The sequence below is a fragment of the Demequina salsinemoris genome (assembly GCF_000974805.1).
Taxonomy (GTDB): domain Bacteria; phylum Actinomycetota; class Actinomycetes; order Actinomycetales; family Demequinaceae; genus Demequina; species Demequina salsinemoris.
This window is the reverse complement of sequence record NZ_BBQZ01000002.1, coordinates 690,524-706,179: the sequence shown is the minus strand read 5'-3', so window position 1 is coordinate 706,179 and position 15,656 is coordinate 690,524. Positions and strand designations below refer to the sequence as shown.

The 15,656-nt window shown below is 70.7% G+C and carries 18 protein-coding genes; 11 read left to right on the top strand and 7 right to left on the bottom strand.

Annotated elements, in window-relative coordinates; all coding sequences use genetic code 11:
* Positions 1–19 precede the first annotated feature (19 nt).
* Positions 20–565, top strand: coding sequence for a DUF1697 domain-containing protein (locus tag AOP78_RS06835; RefSeq protein ID WP_062202512.1), 546 nt, complete (start codon positions 20–22; stop codon positions 563–565).
* Positions 566–749: 184 nt separating this feature from the next.
* Here AOP78_RS06835 and AOP78_RS06830 read toward each other — a convergent pair whose 3' ends face one another.
* From AOP78_RS06830 to AOP78_RS06815, 4 genes are all read right to left on the bottom strand, one after another.
* Complete coding sequence (locus tag AOP78_RS06830) at positions 750–2,165, bottom strand: basic amino acid/polyamine antiporter (protein WP_062202510.1); 1,416 nt, start codon at positions 2,163–2,165, stop codon at positions 750–752.
* A 70-nt stretch (positions 2,166–2,235) separates the two neighbouring features.
* Positions 2,236–2,943, bottom strand: a complete 708-nt coding sequence (locus AOP78_RS06825; RefSeq protein WP_062202508.1) for an energy-coupling factor transporter transmembrane component T family protein — start codon at positions 2,941–2,943, stop codon at positions 2,236–2,238.
* Complete coding sequence (locus AOP78_RS06820) at positions 2,940–3,647, bottom strand: energy-coupling factor ABC transporter ATP-binding protein (protein WP_062202506.1); 708 nt, start codon at positions 3,645–3,647, stop codon at positions 2,940–2,942. The genes AOP78_RS06825 and AOP78_RS06820 overlap by 4 nt, the downstream gene beginning before the upstream one ends.
* 9 nt (positions 3,648–3,656) lie before the next feature.
* Complete coding sequence (locus tag AOP78_RS06815; RefSeq protein ID WP_062202504.1) at positions 3,657–4,265, bottom strand: biotin transporter BioY; 609 nt, start codon at positions 4,263–4,265, stop codon at positions 3,657–3,659.
* A gap of 167 nt (positions 4,266–4,432) precedes the next feature.
* On the opposite strand from AOP78_RS06815, the gene AOP78_RS06810 reads away from it, so the two are divergent.
* Positions 4,433–6,007 (top strand): ABC-F family ATP-binding cassette domain-containing protein, encoded by a 1,575-nt coding sequence (locus AOP78_RS06810; protein WP_201774759.1) that lies wholly within the window; start codon positions 4,433–4,435, stop codon positions 6,005–6,007.
* 15 nt (positions 6,008–6,022) lie between these two features.
* On the opposite strand, the gene AOP78_RS06805 is transcribed toward AOP78_RS06810, so the two are convergent.
* Positions 6,023–6,868 carry an SURF1 family protein gene (locus tag AOP78_RS06805; RefSeq protein ID WP_062202500.1) on the bottom strand — a complete coding sequence of 282 codons (846 nt, stop codon included), beginning with the start codon at positions 6,866–6,868 and terminating at the stop codon, positions 6,023–6,025.
* 201 nt (positions 6,869–7,069) lie between these two features.
* Here AOP78_RS06805 and fabG point away from each other — a divergent pair, with 201 nt between their 5' ends.
* The 4 genes from fabG to AOP78_RS06785 all read left to right on the top strand — a co-directional run bounded on the left by fabG (position 7,070) and on the right by AOP78_RS06785 (position 9,562).
* A complete protein-coding gene (gene fabG, locus AOP78_RS06800) occupies positions 7,070–7,774 on the top strand; it encodes a 3-oxoacyl-ACP reductase FabG (RefSeq protein ID WP_062202498.1) in 705 nt (234 codons plus the stop codon).
* Between the two features lie 66 nt (positions 7,775–7,840).
* Positions 7,841–8,608, top strand: coding sequence for an enoyl-ACP reductase FabI (fabI, locus tag AOP78_RS06795; protein ID WP_062202497.1), 768 nt, complete (start codon positions 7,841–7,843; stop codon positions 8,606–8,608).
* Between the two features lie 4 nt (positions 8,609–8,612).
* Positions 8,613–9,119: a SixA phosphatase family protein gene (locus AOP78_RS06790; RefSeq protein WP_062202495.1), complete on the top strand. Its 507-nt coding sequence runs from the start codon at positions 8,613–8,615 to the stop codon at positions 9,117–9,119.
* Positions 9,116–9,562, top strand: coding sequence for a hypothetical protein (locus AOP78_RS06785; protein ID WP_062202493.1), 447 nt, complete (start codon positions 9,116–9,118; stop codon positions 9,560–9,562). Before AOP78_RS06790 ends, AOP78_RS06785 begins: the two co-directional genes overlap by 4 nt.
* A 60-nt stretch (positions 9,563–9,622) precedes the next feature.
* Here the strand turns inward: AOP78_RS06785 and serB are convergent, their stop codons facing one another.
* Complete coding sequence (serB, locus tag AOP78_RS06780) at positions 9,623–10,252, bottom strand: phosphoserine phosphatase SerB (protein WP_062202491.1); 630 nt, start codon at positions 10,250–10,252, stop codon at positions 9,623–9,625.
* Positions 10,249–11,490 carry a glucose-1-phosphate adenylyltransferase gene (locus tag AOP78_RS06775; RefSeq protein ID WP_062202489.1) on the bottom strand — a complete coding sequence of 414 codons (1,242 nt, stop codon included), beginning with the start codon at positions 11,488–11,490 and terminating at the stop codon, positions 10,249–10,251. The genes serB and AOP78_RS06775 overlap by 4 nt, the downstream gene beginning before the upstream one ends.
* A 73-nt stretch (positions 11,491–11,563) precedes the next feature.
* Here AOP78_RS06775 and glgA point away from each other — a divergent pair, with 73 nt between their 5' ends.
* The 5 genes from glgA (at position 11,564) to AOP78_RS06750 (ending at position 15,651) form a co-directional block, all read left to right on the top strand.
* Entirely contained in the window at positions 11,564–12,766 is a 1,203-nt protein-coding gene (glgA, locus tag AOP78_RS06770; RefSeq protein ID WP_062202627.1) for a glycogen synthase, read from the top strand.
* Between the two features lie 10 nt (positions 12,767–12,776).
* Positions 12,777–13,562: an ABC transporter ATP-binding protein gene (locus tag AOP78_RS06765; protein WP_062202487.1), complete on the top strand. Its 786-nt coding sequence runs from the start codon at positions 12,777–12,779 to the stop codon at positions 13,560–13,562.
* Between the two features lie 9 nt (positions 13,563–13,571).
* Positions 13,572–14,024 (top strand): RrF2 family transcriptional regulator, encoded by a 453-nt coding sequence (locus AOP78_RS06760; protein WP_062202485.1) that lies wholly within the window; start codon positions 13,572–13,574, stop codon positions 14,022–14,024.
* Between the two features lie 109 nt (positions 14,025–14,133).
* The gene (locus tag AOP78_RS06755; RefSeq protein WP_062202483.1) at positions 14,134–15,033 is read left to right on the top strand and encodes a sulfite exporter TauE/SafE family protein; all 900 of its coding nucleotides are present in this window, start codon (positions 14,134–14,136) and stop codon (positions 15,031–15,033) included.
* A 156-nt stretch (positions 15,034–15,189) separates the two neighbouring features.
* Positions 15,190–15,651, top strand: a complete 462-nt coding sequence (locus AOP78_RS06750) for an NfeD family protein (RefSeq protein WP_062202481.1) — start codon at positions 15,190–15,192, stop codon at positions 15,649–15,651.
* The last annotated feature ends 5 nt before the right edge of the window (positions 15,652–15,656 follow it).

Sequence of the window (15,656 nt, the reverse complement as noted above, 5' to 3'; positions counted from 1 at the left end):
CTCTCCTCCGGGGAGCCCGATGGGTGCGACGCACGTCGTCCTGATCCGCGGCATCAACGTCGGCGGGAGGAACAAGGTGCCCATGGCGGCCCTGCGTTCCGCGCTGACGGAGGCCGGGCTGGGCGGCGTGCGCACCTACATCCAGTCGGGGAACGTCCTCGTGTCCGCTCCCGGGCGGTCGGCTGACAACGTCGGGGCGGTGGTGGGAGGCGTGCTGCGCGCGTCCTTCGACGTCGACACCGTCTCCGTCACCCTGGATGCGGCGACGCTGCGCGCGGCCGTGGACGCTGCGCCTGTCGGGTTCGGCTCCGAGCCGGACGTCTACCATTCCGACGTCGCCTTCCTTCGTCCTGGCATCGCCATGGACGATGCGGTGGCGGCGTTCTCGCTTCGGGACGGCGTCGACGCGCTCTGGCCGGGGCGGGGCGTGGTCTACTTCCGACGCCTCAGCGCGCAGCGCACCCGCTCCAAGCTCAACGCCGTCATGAGCACGCCGCTGTACAAGGACATGACGATCCGCAACTGGCGCACCACGACGACGCTCGCAGGCATGATCGACGAATGACAATGAGCGCCCACTGCGGCGCAGCGCGGGCCCGAGACCGACAGTGAGCACCCACCTTTCTGCGTCGCTTCAGCGCGGAGCATCCTGGTGGGCGCTCATTGTCGTTCTCAGCGCTCCGCGGTCTCCCAGTGGGCGCCCCTTGTCGTTCCCCCAGGCACGCTCGATGGTGTGAGGGCACTCGTGCTCAGAGCGTGACCGTTCCCGTCGCGAGCGCCACGATCGCCGCCGCCGCGCCGAGGACCGACACCGCGCACACCGTGACCTCGCCGCGGGTGAACACGCGCAGCCCCCGCTCCTTGCGCGCCCACACGTAGAGGACCGTCGCGGGCGCGTAGACGAGCAGCGCGAGCAGGACGTACTTGAGGCCCGACGCGTAGATGAGGAACACCGTGTAGACGAGCGCCATCGAGGCCACCGCGACGGCGCCCGACCAGCGCCGCGGACCGAGCGCCTCCTTGAGGCCGAAGCCAGCCGTGAGCAGATAGGGGATGAGCGCGAGCGCGCTCGTGAGCTCGAGGGAGAAGTCGAAGGCGCTCGCCGAGAAGTGCGTCACCACGAGGAATACCTGGGTCGCGACGGCCGTCGCCGTGAGAGCGCTGATCGGCACCCCGCGCGAGTTCACGAGCGTCAGGAACCGGGGCGCGTCATCCTGGGTGGCGGCCTCGAACAGGACCTCGGCGGCGAGCAGGAGCCACGCGAGGTACGCGCCCAGCACGGAGATGAGCAGCCCGATCCCGATCAGCCACGCGCCCCACGGTCCGACGATCGACTCGAGCACGCCGGAGACCGACGGCTGCCTGAGGCCTGCGAGCTCCTCGCGCGGCATCACGCCGTACGCCAGCATCGTCACGACGACGAACAGTGCGAGCACCGACAGGAACCCGAGCACGGTCGCGCGGCCGATGTCCTCGCGCCGGCGCGCGTACCGCGAGTACACGCTCGCGCCCTCGACGCCGAGGAACACGAACACCGTCACGAGCATCGTCGAGCGCACCTGCTCCGCGACGGATCCGATCTCGGAACCCGTGCCCGACAGGTTGTCCAGGAACACGTCCCACGAGAAGCCGCCGAAGGCGACGACGACGATGAACAGGGCGAGCGGGATCATCTTGGCGACAGTCGTGAGGGCATTGAGCCCGGCCGCCTGCGACACCCCGCGCGCGACGACGATGTGGAAGGCCCACAGGCCGATCGTGCCGAGGACGAAGGCTGCCCACGTGTCGCCCTCTCCGAAGACGGGGAGCACGGTCCCCAGGGTCGAGGCGATCAGCACCCAGTACGTGACGTTCGCGATGCACGCCGACGCCCAGTAGCCGAAGGCGGAGAAGAAGCCCACATAGCTGCCGAAGCCCGCACGCGCGTACGCGACGATGCCGGAGTCAAGATCGGGTCGCGCCACCGCCAGACGCTGGAAGACGAAGGCGAGCATGAGCATCCCGAAGCCCGCCACGGCCCACGAGATCATCGCGGCGAGCCCGCCCGCCGAGTCCGCGAAGGACGACGGGAGCGAGAAGACCCCGGCGCCGACCATCGAGCCGACGACCATCGACGCGAGCACCGGCATCGGCATGGTGCGCATGGGCTTGCTGTGCGTCGTCATCCAGGACCCCCGGCACCGCTCGCGCGGCGCGCCTCAGCGTCGTCCCGTACGCGACGCCCTGGTAATCACGCTAACGTGCGCGGCGGCGACGCGCCTTCCGAGCGAGCTCGGAGCGGCGCGCGCGGCGCGACCGCTGCTTCTCCTCGGCGATCTCCGCGCTGTGGTCCTCGACGGCCTCGTCCGCGATCCCTCGGGCGTGGAGCGCCTGGCCGAGGTCCACCGCGAAGCCGACGGTGCGCGTCGCGGCCGGCACGAGCACCGCGCGCGGCGAACGCTCGACTCCGCGCGCCATCGCGGCCTGACGCGACTCGCCGAGGATCCGCGCCATCTCGGGGATGAGGCGGATGAGGAGCGAGAACATCAGGCCGATCGTCTCGTGCGGGAGGATCTTGTGCAGGGGCCGCAGCATCCCCGACATGAGGTCGAGCATCTCCGACATCGGAGTCGAGCTCGACACCGCGAGCGCGAGGAACACCACCGCGAGCAGGTCGGTGGCGATGTCGACGCCGAGCTGCCACTCACCTCGCCACAGCTGGTAGCCGGCCGCCATGGTCGCGAACAGGAACGTCCACAGGATCGCTCGGAGGGCGGGGCGCCACGGCGGCAGCGTGGACAGGTACAGCGCGAGCGAGGCGCCGGCGAAGGCGATCCCCGTCGCCATGTCCTGGACGAACACCATGAGGATCGAGACCGCCGCGAGCAGGGCCACCTTGAACCAGGCGGGGGCCTGGTGCAGCGGGGTGCGCAGCGGCCGGTAGGCGCCGAGCGTGGGGTTCATGCGCGCTGAGCCTGCTCGGGGCGGCCGAAGATGAGGTCGCGATAGAACTGCACCGCGTCGCCGGGCGCGCCGTCGAAGGCGACCTTGCCCGAGTCGACGACGATGGTGCGCTCCGCGCGCATCGCGCTGTCGAGGTCGTGCGTGACCTCGATGAGCTGGACCGGGAGGGATCGCAGCAGCGCGCCGACGTGGCCTCGCCACTTGAGGTCGAGAAGCGTCGTGGGCTCGTCGGCGACGATGATCGACGGCGCGACGGCGAGCACGCCCGCGAGCGCGAGCAGCTGTCGCTGGCCGCCTGACAGGGCGCTCACCGCGACGTCGGCGCGGTCGGCGAGCCCGAGCGAGTCGAGAGCCTCGAGCGCGGCTCGCATGCGCGCATCCTTGCCCTTGACCGTCCGGCGCAGCGAGAGCATCACGTCCTCCGCGGCGGTGGGCATGATGAGCTGCGCGGACGGGTCCGTGAAGAGGAAGCCGACCATGCGGCGGACCTCGCGCCCGTCCTTGACGGTGTCCTTGCCGTCGACGGTCACCGTGCCCTCGGTCGGCATGACCAGTCCGTTGATGAGCCGTGCCAGGGTCGACTTGCCCGAGCCGTTCGCGCCGATGACGGAGATGTGCTGCTCGCGCAGCGTCAGCGTGGTCGACTCGAGGATGGTGACGCCCGAGTCCGGCGCGACGACTGTCGCGTCCTCGAAAACGATCATGCGAACAGACTAGGCGGTCGGAACGTCGGTCCGAGCCGCCTCGCGACGCCTGGTGACAGGAAGCAGACCGGGGTAGGCGCGGTGCACCGACCAGGCGACGGTGGCCGCCGCGGCCACCTTGATGAGGTCGCCAGGCACGAAGGGCAGCGCGACGACGACGGTCGCGGGCAGGTCGTAGCCGAGGCGCAGCGCGAACCAGGTCCATCCGATGAGGGTGATCACGAGCAGCGAGCCCGCGCCGCACGCGATGAGGAGCCACACCAGGTTGAGGCGTCCGCTGCGTCGGGCGGCGCGCGCGATCCAACCGGTGACGAAGGCCGCGGGCACGAAGGCCGCGAGGAAGCCCGCGGTCGGGCCGGCCCAGGCGCTCAGGCCGCCGACGTGTCCGGCGAAGATCGGGGCGCCAGCGGTCCCTGCCACGAGGTAGAGGAGCACTGCCGACGCGCCGCGCCATGGTCCGAGCACGGCGCCGGCGAGGATCACCGCGAACGTCTGCAGGGTGATCGGTACCCCGCCCGCGAGCGAGACCGCGGGCACGAGCGTCGAGGCCGCGACGAGCGCGGCGAAGACCGAGACGAGGGCCACGTTCGGGCCGGTGAAGTGCTTGTGCAGTGCCATCGTGACTCCCGGGGATAATGGTTGGCGGCTCACCTTATCGTTCACGCGTGGGGCGAGCACCGGGTTCGCGCGAGGGGCGCGGATCCTTGGAGGATTCGCACAACGCGTCGCCTCTCCCGCCACCGACTAGGAGCTCCCACCCCGTGATCGTCGCCCAGGACCTCGAGATGCGCATCGGCGCCCGCGTGCTGCTGCACCCCGCCTCCTTCCAGGTGGGGCCGGGCGATCGCGTCGGGCTCGTGGGACGCAACGGCGCGGGCAAGACCACGCTGACGAAGATCCTCGCGGGGGAGGGCCTGCCCACGACGGGCAAGGCCATCCAGAAGGGCACGCTGGGGTATCTGCCGCAGGACCCGCGCACGGGAGACCTTGAGCAGATCGCGATGGACCGCATCCTCGCGGCGCGCGACCTCGCGGGGCTCATGCGCAAGATGCGCGACGCCGAGGAGGGCATGGCGAGCGAGGATCCTCAGGTGCAGGAGAAGGCGATGAACGCCTATCCGCGGCTTGAGGAGCGCTTCCGCGCGGCCGGCGGCTACGCGGCCGAGTCGGAGGCCTCGCAGATCGCCGCGAACCTCGGCCTCGACGCGCGCGTGCTGAGCCAGCCGATCGGGACCCTGTCCGGTGGCCAGCGCCGTCGGGTGGAGCTGTCCCGCATCCTCTTCCAGGGCGCCGACACCCTGCTGCTCGACGAGCCCACGAACCACCTGGACGCCGACTCGATCGTGTGGCTGCGCGGCTTCCTGTCGACCTTCCAGGGCGGCCTCATCGTGATCTCGCACGACGTGGAGCTGCTCCGCCAGACCGTCACGAAGGTGTTCCACCTGGACGCCAACCGGGGCGAGCTCGACCAGTACGCGATGCGGTGGGACCTCTACCTGCGCCAGCGCGAGGCCGACGAGCGCCGCCGTCACCGCGAGCGCGACAACGCGGAGAAGAAGGCCGCCGCGCTCCTCCAGCAGGCGGACAAGATGCGCGCGAAGGCCACCAAGGCCGTCGCCGCGCAGCAGATGATCAAGCGTGCGGAGAAGCTGCTCGGCGAGACCGAGGGCGTGCGTCAGCAGGACAAGGTCGCCGCGCTGCGCTTCCCGACCCCTGCGGCATGCGGCAAGACGCCGCTGCGCGCCGAGGGCCTGAGCAAGACGTACGGCTCGCTCGAGGTCTTCACCGACGTGAACCTCGCGATCGACCGCGGCTCGCGCGTCGTGGTCCTGGGCCTCAACGGCGCCGGCAAGACGACGCTCCTGCGCCTGCTGTCCGGCGTCGAGGACTCGGACACGGGCGAGGTGCAGCCCGGTCACGGCCTCAAGCTCGGCTACTACGCGCAGGAGCACGACATGCTCGACATGGATGCGACCGTGGGCGAGAACATGGCTCACGCGGCGCCCGACCTCGGGGAGACCGAGGTGCGCAAGGTCCTCGGCTCCTTCCTGTTCTCCGGCGACGACGCCGACAAGCCCACGCGCGTGCTGTCGGGTGGCGAGAAGACGCGTCTGTCGCTTGCGACGCTCGTCGTGAGCCAGGCCAACGTGCTGCTGCTCGACGAGCCGACGAACAACCTGGATCCGGCGTCGCGCGCCGAGATCCTGAACGCTCTGCGCACCTACGAGGGCGCCGTCATCCTCGTCACGCACGACGAGGGTGCGGTCGAGGCGCTCGAGCCGGACCGTGTGCTGCTGCTGCCCGATGCGATCGAGGACCTCTACAACGAGACCTACCGCGACCTCATCTCGCTCGCGTAGCCGCGAGGGGCGCCGCTACAGGGCGTCCTCGATCTCCTCGTCGGAGGGGTGGCGCCTTCGCCTCGGCTTCGCGGGCGCCGGTCGCGCACCCGACGGGTCGCGCTTCAGCTCGAGATCGCGCTTGGTGAGCAGCCACGCGCCCACGGGCACGAGCAGCGAGAAGGCCCACCACTGCCACGCGTAGCTGAGGTGAGGCCCGAGCGACAGCGTGGGCAGCGGCACCTCGTCGAGGGGGCCGTCGTCACCACACAGGCCCGCGCACCCGTCGGACGCGATCACGTAGCCAGGGACGATGCTGTCGGTGCCGGGGTCGTCCACCTGGGCGGGGACGATGCGGGTCGCCCCGGCATCGCGCTTCCCGTCGTCCTCCTCGAACCTCCGCAGCGTGCCGGTGAGCGTCACCTCTCCCTGGGGGAGCGCGTCGGCGAGCGCGGCCTCGGTCTCGTCCTCCGAGGGCACGGGTGCCCAGCCGAGGTTGACGAGCACCGCGGTGCCGTCGTCGAGGGACATCCAGGCGAGGTACTGGTAGGCGGCCGTCGAGTCGACGGGACGGTTGCGCAGAGCGACCACGCTGTCGGGGTCGATCACGCCCGTGACCGTGACCGCGCGCCACTCGGCGCCGTCGGCGAGCTCATCGCCCGATCCCGCGACCTCCTCGACGTCGGCGACGTCGTGCGCCTGGGCCGCGTCGTAGGCCTCGATCGCGTCGGCCTTCGTGACGTACCGCCCGTACTGCCAGCGACCCGCGACGACGCACAGCGCTGACATCACCAGGACGATCAGGGCCGTGAGCGCGAGCCGGCCCCAGCCGATCTCGCGCGCGACGGCGAGCCAGCGTGGAGAGGGGACGGGCGCGGGCACCCCCCGATGCTATTCCCGACCCAGGTGTCCCACGCGCCACCGCGCGGCGGCGCGCATCGTCCCGCTCCCAGCCCAAGCATCGTCCCTCGCCTACCCCACGCATCGTCCCCGTGGCCTGTCCGAGCCCGACAATCCGGGACCCCCGACGCGCACGAACCCCCACATCGTCCCTGCGCCCGACGCTCCACTACCGTGGGATGCATGACACGACACGTGGTGGTGACAGGAGCGAACCGCGGCATCGGCCGCGCGCTCGCGGAGGCCTTCGTGGCGAACGGCGACACCGTGAGCACGATCTACCGGGGCGGGGATCTGCCCGCAGGGGTGACCGGCGCGATCGCCGACGTGACCGACACCGACGCGGTCAACGCCGCCTTCGACGAGCTCGAGGCGAAGCACGGCCGCGTGCGCGTCCTCGTGGCCAACGCGGGCATCACGCGCGACGGGCTGCTGATGCGCATGAGCGACGAGGACTTCCAGTCCGTGCTCGACGTGAACCTCACCGGCACGTTCCGGTGCGTGCGTCGCGCCGTGAACTCGATGATGCGCGAGCGGTTCGGACGCATCGTCCTCATCGGGTCGGTCGTGGGGCTGATGGGCAACCCCGGCCAGGTGAACTACTCGTCGTCCAAGGCCGCGCTCGTCGGCATGGCCAGGTCGATCACGCGCGAGGTCGGCGCTCGCGGCATCACCGCGAACGTCATCGCGCCCGGCTTCATCACGACCGACATGACCGACGAGCTGCCCGAGGACGCCAAGAAGCAGTACGAGGCGACCATCCCCGCCAAGCGCTTCGGCGTGACCGAGGACGTCGCCGCCGCAGCGGTCTTCCTCGCGTCCGACGCCGCGGGCTACGTCTCGGGAGCGGTCCTGCCTGTCGACGGCGGCCTCGGCATGGGGCACTGATCTCGGTCCACCGCCGCTGCGCGCGGCACTGACAACTAGGCTTCCTCACAACGCAAGGAGAACGACATGGGCATGCTCGACGGAAAGAACATCCTGGTCACGGGAGTGCTGACGGAGGGCTCGATCGCCTTCCACGTCGCGCGCCTGTGCCAGGAGCAGGGCGCGACGGTGGTGCTGTCCGGCGTCGGCCGCTCGCTCAAGATCACCCAGGCGATGGGACGACGACTGCCGGTGGAGGCGCAGGTCGTCGAGCTCGACGTCACGAACGAGGAGCACGTCGCGGCGCTCGCGGACCGTGTGCGCGAGCATGTCCCGCACCTCGACGGCGTCGTCCACTCGATCGGCTTCGCTCCTCAGACCGTCATGGGTGGCAACTTCATGTCGGGGCAGTGGGAGGACGTCTCGACGGCCGTCCACATCTCGGCGTACTCGCTCAAGGCGCTCGCCGCGGCGACCGCACCCCTCATGCCCGACGGCGGCTCGATCGTCGGCCTCACGTTCGACGGGCGCTACGCGTGGCCCGTCTACGACTGGATGGGTGTCGCGAAGGCCGCCTTCGAGTCGGTGTCCCGGTACGTCGCGCGCGACCTCGGAGCGCAGGGCATCCGCTGCAACCTCGTGTCCGCGGGGCCGATCAAGACGACCGCCGCCAAGCACATCCCCGGCTTCGACCAGATGGAGTCGAACTGGGACGGCCGCGCGCCGCTCGGATGGGACTCGAGCGACCCCGAGCCCACCGCGAAGGCGGTGACGGCCCTGCTGTCCGACTGGTTCCCGGCGACCACCGGGGAGATGATCCACGTGGACGGCGGAGTGCACGCCATGGGACAGTAGTGCCGTGCCTACGCTGATCCTCGCCCGTCACGCGAAGGCCGAGGCCCCCGCGCCCGGCCTGAGCGACATGGACCGCGCCCTCGCGATCATCGGCCGCAAGGCCTCGACACGCCTCGGTGAGGTGCTCGCCGAGGCGTCGCTCACGCCGACTCTCGCGCTCGTATCTCCCGCGAGCCGCACCCAGCAGACGTGGAAGCTCATGGCCGCCGCGCTGTCGGGCTGCGAGTCACGTACGGTCGACGCGCTCTACGAGACGCATGTGCCCGGTCTCCTCAAGGAGCTCACCGCGCTCGACGGGGAGGAAGTCGTGACCGTCGTGGGCCACGAGCCCACGTCGTCCGCGGCGGCGGCCTTCCTGTCCGGCCAGGGATCGGACAAGACCGCGCTGCAGCGCGTCGCCCACGGTCTTCCGACGGCGACGGCCGCGATCCTCGAGTTCGACTGCACGTGGAGCGAGCTTGACGCGCGCACGGCGCGTCTCACCGCGGTGCTGTCCGGCCGCGACGTATGACGGCGGCGGGGGAGAGCACGGCCGCCGCGCAGTTCGATGCGTTGCGATGGTGGCTCCTGCGCTGGGGTCCGCGCGCTGACTCGGGCGTGGTGCTGGCCGGAGATCCCGCCGAGAGCGGCGCGTACCGCGTCGCCGTGGACACGATCATGGTAGCGCTGCCCGTCATGGCGCTCTCGGGCGACTTCGCGCCGGCCGACATGCAGTACCGCATGCATCGCGAGCTGCTGTGGGACGAGGCGACGGGTCTCTGGGGCTCGTCGTCCGCGACGAATCGTGCCGGCGGCCGAGTCGGTGAGCCTGCGACTCCCGAGATCCCGGCCACGCGCGACGTGGCTCATGCCCTCGAGACCGCGCTGCGCATCGGAGGTGACTCCGTGCCGGAGGAGATGCGAGCGCGCTGGACCCGCCAGGCCGCGGAGCTTCGCGAGGTGCTCGGGGACTGACACACCGCGGAGGACCGCGTGCCCGCGGACGTGCCACAGCCGGCGCGTCGAGGCCGCAGGTCAGCCCAGCAGGATGCTCAGCGCCTCGTCCAGGCGCGGGCCGTTGATCGCGACGTCGGCCTTCTCCTGCACGATCGGCTTCGCGTGCCACGCGATGCCGAGGCCCGCGACGCCCATCATGTCGAGATCGTTGGCGCCGTCGCCGATCGCGACCGCATCCCCGAGCGGGCAGCCGAGCTCGGCCGCGAACTCGGTCAGCGTCGCCGCCTTGGCGGCCCGGTCGATCACGGGCCCCTGAGTGCGTCCGGTGAGGCGGCCATCGGCCACCCCGAGCGAGTTCGCACGGAAGCGCGTGATGCCGAGCCGCGACGCGAGGGTCGCGACGACCTCGACGAAGCCTCCCGACACGAGCGCGACCTCCCAGCCGGCGGCCTGCAGCCCTGCGACGAGCTCGGGGGCGCCCGGAGTGAACTCGACCTCGGCGATGACGTCGGCGAACACGGTGTCAGGGACCCCCGCGAGCGTCGCAACGCGTTGACGCAGCGACTCGGCGAAGTCGATCTCGCCGCGCATCGCGGACTCGGTCACCGCCGCCACCTCGGCGCGCGTGCCCGCGCGCTCCGCGATGAGCTCGATGACCTCCGCGGTGATGAGCGTCGAGTCGACGTCCATCACGCAGAGTCGGGTCATGCGGTGACGACCGTGTTCTTCGAGACGACGGTGATGCCGGACTCGGTCACGGTGAAGCCTCGCGCGACGTCGGACTCGCGGTCGATCCCGACGCGCGCACCCTCCTCGATCACGACGTTCTTGTCGAGGATCGCGCGGTGCACCTGGGCGTGGCGGTTGATGATCACGTCGTCGAGCAGCACCGAGTCGGACACGGTGGACCACGAGTGCAGGCGGACGCCGGGGGAGAGCACCGAGCCCGTGACCGTGGCACCGGACACGATCACGCCGGGGGAGACGATCGAGTCCGCGGCGTGGCCCAGGCGGCCCTCCTCGGAGTGGATGAACTTGGCCGGCGGGTGCGTGATGAGGCCCTGGTGGAGCGGCCACTTGTCGTTGTAGACGTTGAACACCGGCTGGACGGCGATGAGGTCCATGTGCGCGTCGTAGTACGAGTCGAGGGTTCCGACGTCGCGCCAGTAGTCGCGGTCGCGATCGGTCGAGCCGGGGACGTCGTTGTCGACGAAGTCGTAGAAGCCGCACGTGCCCTTGTTCACGAAGAACGGGACGATGTCGCCGCCCATGTCGTGCTTGGAGCCCGGGTCCTCCGCGTCCGCGATGAGCGCCTCGAGCAGCGCGTCGGCGTTGGCGACGTAGTTGCCCATCGAGGCGAGGATCTGGTCGGGCGCGTCAGCGAGACCGTCGATCTCCTTGGGCTTCTCCAGGAACGCCTTGACGCGGTCAGGGCGCTCCTTGTCCACGTCGATGATGCCGAACTGGTCGGCCATCGCGATGGGCTGGCGGATGCCAGCGACGGAGAACTCGGCGCCCGACGCGACGTGCGCGTCGACCATCTGGGAGAAGTCCATGCGGTACACGTGGTCGGCGCCGACGATCACGACGATGTCGGGGCGCTCGTCCTCGATGATGTTGACCGTCTGATAGATCGCGTCGGCCGAGCCGAGGTACCAATGCGGCCCGCGGCGCTGCTGCGCGGGCACCGGCGCCACGTAGTTGCCCAGGAGCGGCGACATGCGCCAGGTGCGGGCGATGTGGCGGTCGAGGGAGTGGGACTTGTACTGCGTCAGCACCACCACGTGCAGATACCTGGAGTTGACCAGGTTCGACAGGGCGAAGTCGATGAGCCGGTAGGTGCCGCCGAACGGCACGGACGGCTTCGCTCGGGAGGCGGTGAGGGGCATCAGTCGCTTGCCCTCACCTCCGGCAAGGACGATGGCGAGAACTTTCGGCGCTGACATATGGCCAGCGTAGCGGCACCGAGACACCGCGTGTAGGGCGCGCGCCGAGAATCGACGCGATAGCGTGGGCCTCATGCGAGCAGACCTCCTCACGCGCGAGTACCCGCCCTTCGTCTACGGTGGCGCGGGCGTCCATGTCAACGAGCTCGCGGCGGTGCTGCGCAGCAGGATCGACGTGCGGGTGAGGGCCTTCGACGGGCCCCGTGACGAGGCGGGGGTCACCGGGTACACGGCCCTCGGCGGAGGCGTCGGCGACGCGTCGCTCGACGTGCTCGCGCACAACCTGTCGATGGCGAAGGACTGCGAGGGCGCCGACCTGGTGCACTCCCACACGTGGTACGCGAACATGGCGGGTCACCTCGCCAAGACCCTCCACGGCATCCCGCACATCCTCTCCGCGCACTCGCTCGAGCCGCTGCGCCCGTGGAAGGCCGAGCAGCTCGGTGGCGGCTACCGGGTCTCGAGCTGGATCGAGAAGACGGCGTACGAGGCTGCCGACGCGATCATCGCGGTGAGCGCCGGCATGCGTGCCGACGTGCTTCGCTGCTACCCCGACGTGGACCCGGCCAAGGTTCACGTGATCCACAACGGCATCGACGTCGACAGCTGGGCGGCGCCGAGCACGGATGAGGCCCGCGCCGCGGCCGACGCGGTGGTCGCCCGCTACGGGATCGATCCGACGCGCCCCGCGATCGTCTTCGTCGGCCGGATCACGCGTCAGAAGGGCCTTCCGTACTTCCTCAAGGCAGTCGAGCAGCTTCCCAAGGACATCCAGGTGGTGCTGTGCGCGGGCGCGCCGGACACCAAGGAGATCGCGGCCGAGGTGTCGGGCGCGGTCGAGAGGCTTCAGCAGGAGCGCGACGGGGTCGTGTGGATCGAGCAGATGCTCCCGCGCCCCGAGCTCGTCGCCGTGCTCGACGCGTGCACCGCGTTCGTGTGCCCGAGCGTGTACGAGCCGCTCGGCATCGTGAACCTCGAGGCCATGGCGGTCGGGCTGCCGGTGGTCGCGACCGCGACCGGAGGCATCCCCGAGGTCGTGGTGCCCGGCGAGACCGGCTCGCTCGTCCAGATCGAGCAGGTCCAGGACGGCACCGGCACTCCGCTCGATCCGGCTGGCTTCGCCGCGGATCTGGCCGCCGCGCTCACGGACATGGTGTCCGACGCGGACCGTGCGGCGGCGTTCGGCGCCGCCGGCCGCAGGCGCGCCGCGGAGAGCTTCTCATGGGAGGCGATCGGCGACCGGACGCTCGCGCTGTACGACTCCGTCCTCGGATAGGCTCGCCCTCATGACCACCGTCCTCGAGATGAGCGGCGTGACCCTGCGCCGCGACGACAACATGATCCTGCGCGGAGTGGACTGGACCGTCGACTCCGCCGACCGGTGGGTCCTGCTCGGGCCGAACGGTGCGGGCAAGACCACGCTCATCACCCTGGCGTCCGCGCGGATGCACCCCACGGACGGCACCGTCGACGTGCTCGGTGAGCGCCTCGGCGAGGTCGACGTCACCGAGCTCAGGATTCGCGTGGGGCTCGCGAGCGCCGCGCTCGCCGACACCATCCCGCCTGGCGAGCGCGTCGAGGACGTCGTCATGACCGCGGCGTACGGCGTCACCGGTCGGTGGCACGAGGAGTACGAGGAGTTCGATCGCGAGCGCGCGTCCCTGCTTCTCGAGGCCTTCGGCATGAGCGGCTACAAGGACCGCCAGTTCTGGACGCTGTCCGAGGGCGAGCGCAAGCGCGTCCAGATCGCCCGAGCGCTCATGGCGGACCCCGAGCTGCTGCTGCTCGACGAGCCCGCGGCGGGACTCGACCTCGGCGGGCGGGAGGAGCTGCTCGGCGCGCTCACCGAGCTCGCGGGCGACCGTCGTTCGCCCGCGATGATCATGGTCACGCACCACGTCGAGGAGATCCCCGTGGACTTCACCCACGCACTGCTCCTCAAGGACGGCGAGGTCGTCGCCGCCGGACCGCTGGGCGAGGTGCTCACCGCCGACAACCTGTCGTTCACCTACGGCATGCCGGTCGAGGTTCAGGAGTCCGCGGGGCGCTGGACCGCTCGACGCGGCTCCTGAGAGCGGCGCATGAGGGTCTCAGCACGCGCGGACTACGCGATCAGGGCGGCGGCGGAGCTCGCCGCTGCGGAGGGCTCCCTGACGACGGAGGCTCTCGCGGAGGCGCAGGCGATGCCGCGCAAGTTCCTCGAGGGCATCCTCACCATCCTGCGACGCGAGGGCGTCGTGGTGTCCCAGCGAGGGCTCGGCGGCGGCTATCGTCTCGCGCGGCCCGCAGCGGAGATCTCCCTGGCGGAGATCGTGCGCGCTGTCGACGGGCCGCTCGTGTTCGTCCGAGGGGAGCGCCCGTCGGAGCTGTCGTACGACGGCGCCGCCGATGATCTGCTCAAGGTGTGGGTGGCGCTGCGCGCGAGCGTGCGCAGCGTGCTCGAGAGCGTGACGGTCGCCGACCTCGCCCGTGGCGCGCTGCCCGCATCGATCACGGGGCTCATCGAGGACGAATCCGCCTGGGAGAACCCCTGATATAACCCTACTTTCTTGGTATGTATTTTTTCCTACTAGGAAAGTGGGTTAGTGTGCTTCTGACGCGCCCTTGAGCCGCATCCGCGGCCGGCGTCGAAAGGAGTCGCATATGCGCGCGCTGATCATGCTGGCCCTGGTCGGTTTCGGAGCCCAGCTCGTCGACGGCAGTCTCGGCATGGCCTACGGGGTCACGTCGACCACGCTGATGCTCGCGATGGGGCTCGCCCCCGCCGCGGCCTCGGCCACCGTGCACCTCGCAGAGGTCGGCACGACGCTCGCCTCGGGCGTGTCCCACTGGCGCTTCGGCAACGTCGACTGGAAGGTCGTCGGCCGCGTCGGCGTCCCCGGCGCGATCGGCGCCTTCATCGGAGCGACGCTGCTCTCGGGCCTGTCCACGGAGGCCGCCGCGCCTCTCATGGCGGTCCTGCTGCTCGGCCTCGGCTTCTACGTGCTGACGCGCTTCACCGTCGTCGAGCCCAAGGCCGACGCCGCCGCGAAGCCCCTGCGTCGTCGCTTCCTCGCGCCGCTCGGACTCGTCGCGGGCTTCGTCGACGCCACGGGTGGCGGCGGCTGGGGTCCCGTCGGCACCCCCGCGCTGCTGTCGACCGGCAGGATGGAGCCCCGCAAGGTCATCGGCTCGATCGACACCGCGGAGTTCCTCGTCTCGATCGCAGCCTCGCTCGGCTTCATCATCGGCCTCGGCACCGCCGGCATCGACGCCGTCTGGGTCGTGGGCCTGCTCATCGGCGGCCTGATCGCCGCGCCGATCGCCGCCTGGCTCGTCCGCATCGTCCCGCCCCGCATGCTCGGCGCGGCCGTCGGAGGAATGATCATCCTCACCAACTCCCGCACCCTGCTGCACGCCCTCCCTGTCGAGGTCGGCTCCTGGTCCTGGGCCGTCTACGGCGGGATCGTCGTCCTCTGGGCCTGGGCCATCCGCCGCGCGTGGCGCGGGCACAAGGAGGCTCGCGAGGCCGAGCGCGTCGCGGCCCTCGCGGAGATCTCCTGAGCTGTACGAACCCTTCCTGACCAGGGCCTCTCATCCCTAGGATCGCGTGATCCGTCCCGGGGATGAGGGGCCCTGGTCTCGTGGCGTCGCCGATCATCCCCGGGACCGATGGAACGCCACATTCCCTCCTGCTAGCGTGCCGGAAGGAGGTGGAACATGGATTCCATGTGGTGGTTCATCGCGGCTCTCGCGCTGGGACTCGCCGAGCTCGCGACGCTCGACCTGACGCTGCTGATGTTCGCGGGCGGAGCCCTGGCGGGCGGCGTCGCCGCGCTGCTCGGCGCCCCGCTGTGGGGGAGCATCCTCACCTTCGCGGTGGTGTCGAGCGTCCTGCTGCTCGCGGTGCGCCCGTTCCTGCTGCGCTCGCTGCGCAAGAAGGGCGCCGCCGTGGTCGAGACCAACACGGCGCGACTCGTCGGCAAGGAGGCGCACACGCTCGATGAGATCACGCACCGTGCCGGTCGCGTGAAGCTCGCGGGCGAGGTCTGGTCGGCACGCACCTCGGAGGGTGCGCCGGCGATCGCGGAGGACGTCGACGTCGTCGTCCTCGAGATCAAGGGCGCGACGGCCATCGTCGCGCTGGAGGCGGCCAAGGGCGCCGCCCCGAAGGAGGGATAGAGCTC

Coding starts and splice junctions, on each gene's coding strand:
- AOP78_RS06830 (WP_062202510.1), bottom strand. CDS start 2,165: ATGACGACGCACAGCAAGCCCATGCGCACCATGCCGATGCCGGTGCTC.
- fabI (WP_062202497.1), top strand. CDS start 7,841: ATGGGCATGCTCGACGGAAAGAACATCCTGGTCACGGGAGTGCTGACG.
- AOP78_RS06775 (WP_062202489.1), bottom strand. CDS start 11,490: ATGTCAGCGCCGAAAGTTCTCGCCATCGTCCTTGCCGGAGGTGAGGGC.
- AOP78_RS06755 (WP_062202483.1), top strand. CDS start 14,134: ATGCGCGCGCTGATCATGCTGGCCCTGGTCGGTTTCGGAGCCCAGCTC.
- AOP78_RS06810 (WP_201774759.1), top strand. CDS start 4,433: ATGCGCATCGGCGCCCGCGTGCTGCTGCACCCCGCCTCCTTCCAGGTG.
- AOP78_RS06835 (WP_062202512.1), top strand. CDS start 20: ATGGGTGCGACGCACGTCGTCCTGATCCGCGGCATCAACGTCGGCGGG.
- AOP78_RS06750 (WP_062202481.1), top strand. CDS start 15,190: ATGGATTCCATGTGGTGGTTCATCGCGGCTCTCGCGCTGGGACTCGCC.
- serB (WP_062202491.1), bottom strand. CDS start 10,252: ATGACCCGACTCTGCGTGATGGACGTCGACTCGACGCTCATCACCGCG.
- AOP78_RS06760 (WP_062202485.1), top strand. CDS start 13,572: ATGAGGGTCTCAGCACGCGCGGACTACGCGATCAGGGCGGCGGCGGAG.
- AOP78_RS06825 (WP_062202508.1), bottom strand. CDS start 2,943: ATGAACCCCACGCTCGGCGCCTACCGGCCGCTGCGCACCCCGCTGCAC.
- fabG (WP_062202498.1), top strand. CDS start 7,070: ATGACACGACACGTGGTGGTGACAGGAGCGAACCGCGGCATCGGCCGC.
- AOP78_RS06815 (WP_062202504.1), bottom strand. CDS start 4,265: ATGGCACTGCACAAGCACTTCACCGGCCCGAACGTGGCCCTCGTCTCG.
- glgA (WP_062202627.1), top strand. CDS start 11,564: ATGCGAGCAGACCTCCTCACGCGCGAGTACCCGCCCTTCGTCTACGGT.
- AOP78_RS06765 (WP_062202487.1), top strand. CDS start 12,777: ATGACCACCGTCCTCGAGATGAGCGGCGTGACCCTGCGCCGCGACGAC.
- AOP78_RS06820 (WP_062202506.1), bottom strand. CDS start 3,647: ATGATCGTTTTCGAGGACGCGACAGTCGTCGCGCCGGACTCGGGCGTC.
- AOP78_RS06785 (WP_062202493.1), top strand. CDS start 9,116: ATGACGGCGGCGGGGGAGAGCACGGCCGCCGCGCAGTTCGATGCGTTG.